At 74.8% G+C, this 9,551-nt stretch carries 9 protein-coding genes; 1 reads left to right on the forward strand and 8 read right to left on the reverse strand.

Translation table 11 applies throughout. The annotated features are described in order from the left end of the window. On the reverse strand, positions 1-997 hold a 997-nt coding region (locus VGB14_08105), incomplete at its 3' end, for a hypothetical protein (protein HEX9992872.1). A gap of 40 nt (positions 998-1,037) precedes the next feature. On the opposite strand from VGB14_08105, the gene VGB14_08110 reads away from it, so the two are divergent. Then, the gene (locus VGB14_08110) at positions 1,038-1,955 is read left to right on the forward strand and encodes a hypothetical protein (GenBank protein HEX9992873.1); all 918 of its coding nucleotides are present in this window, start codon (positions 1,038-1,040) and stop codon (positions 1,953-1,955) included. On the opposite strand, the gene VGB14_08115 is transcribed toward VGB14_08110, so the two are convergent. From VGB14_08115 to VGB14_08145, 7 genes are all read right to left on the reverse strand, one after another. After that, on the reverse strand, positions 1,952-2,803 hold the full coding sequence (locus VGB14_08115) for an SDR family NAD(P)-dependent oxidoreductase (GenBank protein HEX9992874.1): 852 nt from the start codon (positions 2,801-2,803) through the stop codon (positions 1,952-1,954). The genes VGB14_08110 and VGB14_08115 overlap by 4 nt on opposite strands. 4 nt (positions 2,804-2,807) lie before the next feature. Beyond that, the gene (locus tag VGB14_08120; GenBank protein ID HEX9992875.1) at positions 2,808-3,638 is read right to left on the reverse strand and encodes a serine protease; all 831 of its coding nucleotides are present in this window, start codon (positions 3,636-3,638) and stop codon (positions 2,808-2,810) included. Between the two features lie 110 nt (positions 3,639-3,748). Beyond that, positions 3,749-5,224 (reverse strand): adenosylhomocysteinase, encoded by a 1,476-nt coding sequence (gene ahcY, locus VGB14_08125; GenBank protein HEX9992876.1) that lies wholly within the window; start codon positions 5,222-5,224, stop codon positions 3,749-3,751. A gap of 123 nt (positions 5,225-5,347) precedes the next feature. Next, complete coding sequence (locus VGB14_08130) at positions 5,348-6,403, reverse strand: bifunctional phosphoglucose/phosphomannose isomerase (GenBank protein HEX9992877.1); 1,056 nt, start codon at positions 6,401-6,403, stop codon at positions 5,348-5,350. After that, the gene (locus VGB14_08135; protein HEX9992878.1) at positions 6,400-6,651 is read right to left on the reverse strand and encodes a Trm112 family protein; all 252 of its coding nucleotides are present in this window, start codon (positions 6,649-6,651) and stop codon (positions 6,400-6,402) included. Before VGB14_08135 ends, VGB14_08130 begins: the two co-directional genes overlap by 4 nt. Positions 6,652-6,653: 2 nt before the next feature. Further along, positions 6,654-7,994: a phosphomannomutase/phosphoglucomutase gene (locus tag VGB14_08140; protein HEX9992879.1), complete on the reverse strand. Its 1,341-nt coding sequence runs from the start codon at positions 7,992-7,994 to the stop codon at positions 6,654-6,656. 14 nt (positions 7,995-8,008) lie between these two features. Continuing rightward, complete coding sequence (locus VGB14_08145; protein HEX9992880.1) at positions 8,009-9,202, reverse strand: glycosyltransferase; 1,194 nt, start codon at positions 9,200-9,202, stop codon at positions 8,009-8,011. Between the last annotated feature and the right edge of the window lie 349 nt (positions 9,203-9,551).

Consider the following 9,551-nt stretch of genomic DNA (forward strand, 5'->3'; position numbering starts at 1 on the left):
CGTCGCGCGCATCGAACCAGTGCGACGAGCAGTTCGCGGTCACGGGCGCCTTCGAGTCCCTCGCCCCGCCGGTCAGCATGCCGTTCAGTTCGGTCTTCCACTTGTCGAGCGGCGTGACCTTGCCCTCGGTGAGGCGGGTGAGGTCCCATGTCTCGAACTTGCCCTGCCCGTGGCAGCTGCCCGGCGGGACCTCGTCCGTGTCGACGTAGTCCTCCTCGGTGATGAGCAGCGTGTCCCCGCGGCGCTGGGAGTTGTGCATGATGAAGTCGTTCCAGGTGGACCGGTTCGATCCGACCGGGCCCGTCTTCCCGATCAGCCGCGGCGCGAGCGGGTTCTCGGTCACGCGGTAGCCCGCGGCGCCGCCGCCGCCGGTGGACCAGAGGATCCCGTGGCCGTCGCGCTCGGTGTCGTGCGAGACCTTGAAGCCGGGGCTCTTGGAGGCCTCCGACTCGAACTTCCCGAGCGAGCGGGGCGCCTTCGGGTTCGACAGGTCGACGACCTCGACGCGCGCGCCGCCGTCGACCCACGCCTGCTTGCAGTCCGAGGTGACGAAGTTCGCGATGTGGCCGGAGCCGCGCTCGCTGCCGCCCGTCCAGCCGAGCGGCAGGACGGCCTCGACCGTCGGGCTCGTGCGCTTCGAGATGTCGATCACGTACATGATCGAGCCGAGGTCGCGCGACTCGCGGTCGTTGACGACGAGCAGGACGTCGCCGCAGAGGTCGACGTCCTCGTTCTCGAAGTGCGGCAGCGGCAGCACGCCGACCGGCACCGGCGCGGCGGCGACCGCGATGTCGAAGACGGTCAACCCCGTCGCCCACCCGGTGGCGAAGGCGTAGTGGTCCTTGAACACCATCCCGGCGAAGCTGCCCGGGATGTTGCCGAGGAGCATCACGTTCGGCGACGCCGCCAATGGCGGCAGGGTGGGCAGCGCGCCGGCGTTCACCGGCGGCAGTACGAAGGCGGCGATGACCGCCAACGAGACGACAAGACGCCGCATCTGGACCTCCCGAGTTCCCCCTGAGACGGGATGACATTCCATGTCCACCCGCCGATCCCCTTCACGCTACCGCCGCCCGGTTCGCAACGCTCGAATCGCCCTGATCGCCGCCGCCCTGCTCGCCGCCGGCTGCATCTCCCGCGACGCCGGCGACGGGCCCGCCCCCGGTGCCGAGGCCACCACGACGACGGCGGCGGCGGGTGGCACGTCGACGACGGGGCCGGCGGGCGACCTCGACCGGGCCGCCTCGGTCGTCACCGCCTGGTTCCGGGCCAGGGGGACCTACGACTGGGACCGGGCGGCGGCGCTGGCGACCGGCCCGGCGGCCGCCTTCACCACCCACCTCTCCGTCGCCCACCTGGTCGCCGGGCGGACGGCGCCCCTGCCCGAGACGCCGACCGTGGCCGTCGACTTCACGGCCGCGGACCGGGACGGTGCCGACGTCGACGTGACCGGGCGGGTGACGGTGCGGTGGTCGGACGGCGGCGGCGAGGAGTTCGCCGGCTTCCGGTTCGTGGACGCCGGGCCCGACCTGCTCCTGGCCGACTACGCCAACGCCGCCGGGCCGCTGTCGGCCCACCTCGTGGACGGCACGACGGTCGCGGCCGCGCCGGCCGGCGACTCGGGCGTCGACGTCGCCCTCGTGGCCGCCGTGTGGCTGGCGCCCGACCCCGTCGTGGCCGTCACCGTCCGGCTCGGGAACGGCACCGACGGGCCGGTCGGCCTGGCCGGGGACGGCGTCACGTTCACGCCGTCGCCGGGCGACGGCCCGGCCGTCGTCGCCGACTACGGCAACGGCCTCGACGCCCCGCCCGGCGGCACCGGGTGGGTCCTGGCCGAGCTGCGGGGCGACCCGCTGCCCACCGGCGGCGGCCGCCTGGAGGTCACCGTGGCCGACGCGGACGGCGCCCCGCTCGGGACGGCCGCGCTCGACCTCCCGGCCTTCCCGGGGGCCTAGACGGGCGGCAGGCCGCCGGCCGCCGGCGGGCCGCCCTCGGCGATCGCCCGCAGGCGCTGCTCGACCATCCCCGACCACTCCTCGTGGGTCAGCAGGTAGAAGCGGCCGGTGCGCACGGCGTCCACCACCTGGGCGGCGACGTCGGCCGGGTCCATGCCGGCGGCGAGGAAGGTCCGCAGCACCCCCCGGATGGCCTCGCGGTCGGGCCCGGCGGCCGGCTGCTCGGCGGCCAGCTCGGCCGGCCGGTTGCGGTCGGACTCGGCGATCCTCGTGTTCACCCAGCCGGGGCACAGCACGGTCACCCCCACCTTCGAGCCCCGCATGGCGAGCTCGGCGTGGAGCGTCTCGGACAGGGTGACGACGGCGTGCTTGGACACGTTGTACGGGCCCATGAACGGCGGCGACGTGAGCCCGGCCATGGACGCCGTGTTGACGACGTGGCCCTCGTCCTGGTCGACGAGCAGGGGGACGAACGACCGGATGCCGTGGATCACGCCCCAGAGGTTGACGCCGAGCACCCAGCGCCAGTCGCCGAGGGGCACCTCCCACAGCTGGCCGCCGCCGCCCACGCCGGCGTTGTTGCAGACGACGTCGACGGCGCCGAAGGCGTCGACGGCCGCCCGGGCCAGCGCGTCGACCTGGTCGGGGTCGGACACGTCGGTGGGCACGGCGAGGACCTCGGCGCCGGCGCCGCCGAGGGCGCCGGCCGCCTCCTCCAGCGCCGGCCGCTCGACGTCGGCCATCACGACCCGCATCCCCTCGGCGGCGAAGCGCTCGGCCATGGCCCGGCCGATGCCGCTCGCCGCGCCGGTGACGACGGCGACGCGGCCCAGGAGGTCGCCGATCACCGCGTCAGCCGAGTTGCTGGTGGATCCAGGTGAGGTAGGTCGCCACCTCGGAGTAGACGCCGGGGAAGTTGGGCCGGGCGCAGCCGAAGCCCCAGCTGGTGAGGCCGACGATGAACAGCTTCCCGCGGGCGTTCGGCACCATCATCGGGCCGCCGCTGTCGCCCTGGCAGGTGTCGACGCCGCCCTGGCCGAGGAAGCCGGCGCAGAGGTGGTGCTCGGGCACGAGGTCGGTGCCGTAGGCGTCGGCGCAGTCGGCGTCGGACACGATCGGCACCTGGGCCTCGAGGAGGACGGGCGAGCCACTGCCGCCCTCGCTGGTCGCCCCCCAGCCGGTCACCCACGCCAGGTCGCCCGGCTCCCACAGGCTGGTCTGGGTCGGCCGGATGAGGCGCCCGGGGGTGCCCTGGGTCGACGGGGTCATCAGGTGGATGACGGCGACGTCGAAGGTCGACCGGCGCGAGTTGTAGTTCGGGTGGACGGTGATCGTCTTCGCCCGGATGAGCTCGCCGGCCTGGCGGAGGTCGTGCTGGCCCGCGAACACGTCGACGTCGGCCGGCCGGGAGCCGACCACGCAGTGGGCGGCGGTGAGCACGACGTCGGCGGCGATGAGCGACCCGCCGCAGTACTGGCCGAACCGGGGCGGGGACCCGTGGCTGACGAGCGCGACCTGCCACCCGTACTCGCCGGCCTCCGCGGGGTCGCCGCCCACGACCTCCGGCTCGACCGCGCCCGCCCGCGCCGCGAGGCCGAACTGGAGCATGGCGAAGGCGGCGACGGCGACGAGGAGCCGCAGGGGCAGGCTCGGGCCCCGGCGCGTGACGGATGCGTCCAGCACGAAGATCTCCTCGCGCTCTGGGCTCGCCCCCTCCGGGCGCGCCGCGGCGACGGACCCTAGCCGGAACCAGGGGCCCGTCGCCGTCGCGAGGCGTGACGATCAGCGCTCGATCAGTACCGGTAGTGGTCGGGCTTGAACGGCCCGTCCGGGTCGACGCCGAGGTAGCGGGCCTGGCCCTCGGTCAGCCGGGTGAGCCGCACGCCGAGCCGGTCGAGGTGCAGGCGGGCCACCTTCTCGTCGAGGTGCTTGGGCAGGGTGTACACCCGGCGCTCGTAGGCGTCGCCGTTGGCGTACAGCTCGATCTGGGCCATCACCTGGTTGGTGAAGCTGTTCGACATCACGAAGCTCGGGTGGCCGGTGGCGCAGCCGAGGTTCAGCAGGCGGCCCTCGGCGAGGACGATGACCGAGTGGCCGTCCGGGAAGCGCCACTCGTCGACCTGGGGCTTGATGTTGACCCGCTCGACGCCGGGCCGGCGCTCGAGGCCGGCCATGTCGATCTCGTTGTCGAAGTGGCCGATGTTCCCGACGATCGCCTGGTGCTTCATCCTCGCCATGTGGTCGGCGGTGACGATGTCCCGGTTGCCGGTGGCGGTGACGAAGATGTCCGCCTCCTCGACCACGTCGTCGAGGGTCGCCACCTGGTAGCCCTCCATGACGGCCTGGAGCGCGCAGATCGGGTCGATCTCGGTGACGATCACCCGGGCGCCCTGGCCCCGCAGCGCCTGGGCGCAGCCCTTGCCGACGTCGCCGTAGCCGCAGACGACGGCGACCTTGCCGCCGATCATCACGTCGGTGGCCCGGTTGATGCCGTCGATCACGGAGTGGCGGCAGCCGTAGAGGTTGTCGAACTTCGACTTGGTGACCGAGTCGTTGACGTTGATGGCCGGGAACTGGAGGGTGCCGGCCTCCATCCGCTGGTAGAGGCGGTGGACGCCGGTGGTGGTCTCCTCGGTGACGCCCCGGATGCCGGCGGCGATCCGCTTCCACAGGTCGGCGTCCTCGGTGAGCGTCCGGCGGAGGACGTCGAGGATCACGGCGTACTCGCGGCTGTCCTCGTCGGTGGCCTCCGGCACCTTGGCCGGGTCGGCGTACTCGGCGCCGAGGTGGACGAGGAGCGTGGCGTCGCCGCCGTCGTCGAGGATCGTGGTCGGGCCGACGTCGCCCGGCCAGCGCAGCACCTGCTCGGTGCACCACCAGTACTCCTCGAGCGACTCGCCCTTCCAGGCGTAGACGGGCACGCCCTTCGGGTCGTCGACGGTGCCGTGCGGGCCGACCACGACGGCCGCGGCCGCGTGGTCCTGGGTCGAGAAGATGTTGCAGGACGCCCAGCGCACCTGGGCGCCGAGCTCGACGAGGGTCTCGATGAGGACGGCCGTCTGCACGGTCATGTGCAGCGAGCCGGTGATCCGGGCGCCGGCCAGGGGCTGGCTCGGGCCGAACTCCTCACGGAGGGCCATCAGGCCGGGCATCTCGTGCTCGGCGAGGCGGATCTCCTTGCGGCCGAACTCGGCCAGGGACAGGTCGGCGACCTTGAAGTCGGCGAACGGGGCGACCGACGACGAGGCGACGGTCTCGGTGGTGGTCATGGGCGTGGCTCCGCGACGAGGCAGTGGGACGGAACGGCTCGGTTCGCGGGGCTGGGGCCTGCTGGCCCTCTCATCTCAGCCCTCGACCCGGCCAGGATAGCGGCCCGGGGGTGGCGGACCGCCCTAGCCCCGTCCAGGGCGGGCGAGGGCGGCCTTCATGTCCTCGAGGACCGGGATGGGGCCGGGGTCGACCCCCTCCTGGGCGGCGAGGTGCAGCGACGTGAAGTCGCCCATCATCACGAGGTCGAGCAGCTGGGCCAGGGCGCCGTCGCCCTCGGCCCGCACCTCCTCGATCCCGGCGACGACCTCGTCCACCAGCGCGGCGACGAGCTCGAAGCGCCGCATCACCTGCGGGTGCTCCTCGTCGTGGCGCAGGTGCACGAGCGTGAACAGCTGGCGGGTCAGGTCGCCGTGCTGGCCCCAGCCGCACACCTCGTTGTGGCACAGCTCGGGGACCGTGTGCCAGAACGCCGGCATCTTGGCGTTCTCGTTCACGTCGGCCTTCCACCGCATGGCGGCCACGGCGCCGACGTCGCCGCCGCCGTAGACGAGCGGGAAGGTCCGCCCGATGCGCCGGGCCAGCTGCTCGGCCGCGTTGCCGTCCTTCACGAGCTCGTCGCGCCGGCGGCGGAGCTGGTCCACGGCCAGGCCGATCCACTCCACGGCGCCCGGGAACAGGCCGATGCGCTCCAGCACGACGAGGGGCGGGATGGCGAGCGCGCCGAGGGCCGCCCGCGGCATGGGGATGTCGCCCACCACCGGCACGTGGGGCGCCCGCCAGGACTCGGCCAGCCGGCCGAGCTCGCCGCCCCGGCAGACGGCGACGACCTTGCCGCCCTGCACGGCCGCCTCGGAGGCCGACTCGACGGTCTCCTCGGTGTCGCCCGAGAACGAGATGGCGAACACCAGCGTGCTGTCGCTCACGAACGACGGGGGCACGTAGCCCTTCGACACCACCACCGGGACCGGCATGAACGGCCCGGCCACGGCGGCGAGGAGGTCGCCGGCGATCCCGCTGCCGCCCATGCCGAGGACGAGGACGCTCTCGATCTCCTCGAGGGCCGGGAGCGGGCCGACCTCGGCGGCAGCCGCGGCCGCCGTCTCGATCTGCTCGGGGAGGGCGGCGGCGGCGTCGAACATGCCCAGGCTGTCGAGGCGCCCGCCCGGCGCGGCGCTCACGTCCCGAACCGGTCGGGGTCGAACGTGGGCCGGACGCCGTCGGCCTCGGCCTTGGCCAGCAGCCGGTCGTGCTCGTCGTCGGCCACCGTCTCCGCCTCGTCCACGAGCATCACGGGGATGCCGTCGCGGACGGCGTAGCGGCGGCGGAGGCGCGGGTTGTAGAGCGCGTCCTCGTCCTCGAAGTAGAGCAGCGGCCCCTTGTCCTCCGGGCAGGCGAGGATCTCGAGGAGCCGGGGGTCGAGCGCCATCGTCAGTCCCTCCTCACGAGCGCCAGCACCTCGGCCACGTGCCGGTCCCGCTCGTCGTCGCTGGCGGCCTCGAGGTTGAGCCGCAGCAGGGGCTCGGTGTTCGACGGCCGCAGGTTGAACCACCAGTCGCCGAGGTCGACGGTGAGCCCGTCGAGGCGGTCCTGGTCGGCGCCGGCGTAGGCCGCCGCCACCTCCTCGATCACCGCCTTCGGGTCGTCCACCTCGGAGTTGATCTCGCCCGACGCCGCGTACCGCTCGAGCGGCCGGCGCAGCGCCGACAGCGGCTGCCCGGCCGCCGACACCTGCTCGAGCACGACGAGGGCGGCGATGAGCCCAGAGTCGGCCCGGTAGTTGTCCCTGAAGTAGTAGTGGCCGGAGTGCTCGCCGCCGAACGCGGCGCCCGTCTCGGCCATCACCTGCTTGATGAACGAGTGGCCGACGCGGGAGCGCACGGGCTCGCCGCCGCTCTCCCGCACCACCTCGGCGACCGCCTTCGAGCAGATGAGGTTGTGGATCACCTTGGACCCGGGCTGCTTGGCGAGGATGCCCTTGGCGACGAGCGCGGTCGTGGTCGACCCCGACATCGGCCGGCCCTGCTCGTCGACGAGGAACACCCGGTCGGCGTCGCCGTCGAAGGCCAGGCCGACGTCGGCGCCGACCTCGAGCACGCGGGCGATCAGGTCGCGCTGGTTCTCGGGCTGGATCGGGTCGGCCGGGTGGTTCGGGAACGACCCGTCGAGGTCGCCGTACATGACCTCGAGGTCGAAGGGCAGGTCGGCGAACACGGCCGGCACGACGAGCCCGCCCATGCCGTTGGCCGTGTCGGCCACGACCTTCAGCGGCCGCAGCGCGCCGAGGTCCACGAAGGAGTGGACGTGGCGCACGTAGTCGCCGAGGAGGTCCACGCTCGACTGCCGGCCCGGCGTGCCGGTGACCGGCGGCGGCCCCTCCCGGACCATCGCCTTGATCTCCCCGAGCCCGGTGTCCTCCCCGACCGGCCGGGCACCGGCGAGGCAGAGCTTGACGCCGTTGTACCTGGCCGGGTTGTGGGAGGCCGTGAACATCGCCGCCGGCGCGTCGAGGCGCCCCGCCGCGAAGTAGACGAGGTCGGTCGAGGCCAGGCCCAGGTCGACCACGTCGACGCCCTGGGACTGCACGCCCTCGGCGAACGCGCCGGCGAGGGTCGGGCTGGTCGTGCGCATGTCCCGGGCGACGAGGACCTGGCGGCTCCCGGTGAAGCGCGCGAACGCGGCGCCGACGGCGCGGCACAGGTCGGCGTCCAGCTCGTCGGGGACGACGCCGCGGATGTCGTACGCCTTGAACACGGCGTCGAGGGCAGCCATGACGGCCGCAGACCCTATCCGCTGGCCTCCGCCGGACGAGAACCCCTGGGCAGGCGCGCCGCGGCCTCCGCGACCCCGTCGTAGGCCCCCTGCCCGGCCCACCGCCGCACCTTGAACAGGTCGACGACCATGCGCCGGGCGTCGCGGCCGAGGCGGACCGTCGACCGGTCGTCGGCCGCCACCTCGACCGGCACCTCCCGCAGCGACAGCCCGGCCCGCTCGACGAGGTGGAACAGCTCGACGTCGAAGGCGAACCCGTCGAGCCGGCCGCGGGAGAACAGCAGGCGGGCGACGTCGGCCCGGAAGGCCTTGATCCCGCACTGGGTGTCGAGGTAGCGGCCGAGGAGGACGGCCCTGGTCAGCACGTTGAACAGCCGGCCGCTCACCTCTCGGAGGCGCCGGCGGCGGACGAGGGTGGCGGTGTCGACGTGGCGGCGGCTGCCGACGACCACGTCCCAGCCCGCCTCGACCTCCTCGACGAGGCGGACGACCTGGGCCGGCGGGTAGGCGAGGTCGGCGTCGACGAACACGACCGTGCGCCCCCTGGCCGCCAGCACGCCGGCCCGCACGGCCGCGCCCTTGCCCCGGTTGGCGGGAAGGACGATCACGTGGTCGGCGCCGGCGGCCCTGGCTGCGGCTGCGGTGCCGTCGGGCGAGCCGTCGTCGACGACGACGACCTCGGCGCCTCCGGACGCGGCGAGCGGCGCCAGCACGGCGCGGACCCGGCGCACCGTCGACCCGATCCGTGCCTCCTCGCCGTAGGCCGGGATGACGACCGAGCAGCGGAGGGCGCCGGCCGGCGGCGGCCGGTCCACGGGCAGGTCGAGGTGGCGGCGCACGGCCCGGAACAGCACCCGCCGGTAGGCGACGGCCCGCACGGCCGCGGCGCCGGCCACGGCCACGGCCTTGGCCGCCGCCGGGTGGCCGAGGCGGCGGTCGGCGACGTGGAGGACGGCGAGGTCGACGGTCCCGGCCACCGCCGCCGTCGCCCAGAAGGCGGCCGGCTCCCGCACCCAGCGCACGTACGGGTCGCCGGCGAAGGTCACGTCGCGGTGGAGCTCGTGGGACAGGGCGGCCGCCGTGGCGAGGGCGACGGCGTCGGCCACCGGGGCCGGCACGCCGGCGCGGCGCAGGGCGAGGTAGCCGCCGACGTCGGCCGCCGTCACCACCGAGCCGACGGCCGCGAACGGCCACGCCCACGGCGCCACCCGCCGCCCGCCCCGGCCCGGCCACCGGGGACCGCGCCGCCGGCCCGGCGCGTCGCGGCGGCCAGGTCGCGGGGCCCCGGGACGCCGGCCCGCCGCGTCGCTGCGACCCGGCCGCGCGGCACCGGGCCGCCGGTCCGCCGAGCCGGTGCGACCCGGCCGCGGGGCACCGGGCCGCCGGTCCTCTGCGTCGCCGCCCGGCGACGGGGCACCGGGCCGCCGCCTCGGTCGGTGCTGGCCGGCCACGGGGGTCAGGCGCGGTCCGGGCCGCCGGAGCCGACCGGCTCGGGCCGGCGCTCCGGTGGTGGCGCGGGCGGCGCCGCCGGCTCGGGCGGTCGGGCGGCGACGCCGT

The sequence above is a fragment of the Acidimicrobiales bacterium genome, from assembly GCA_036399815.1.
Taxonomy (GTDB): Bacteria; Actinomycetota; Acidimicrobiia; order Acidimicrobiales; family DASWMK01; genus DASWMK01.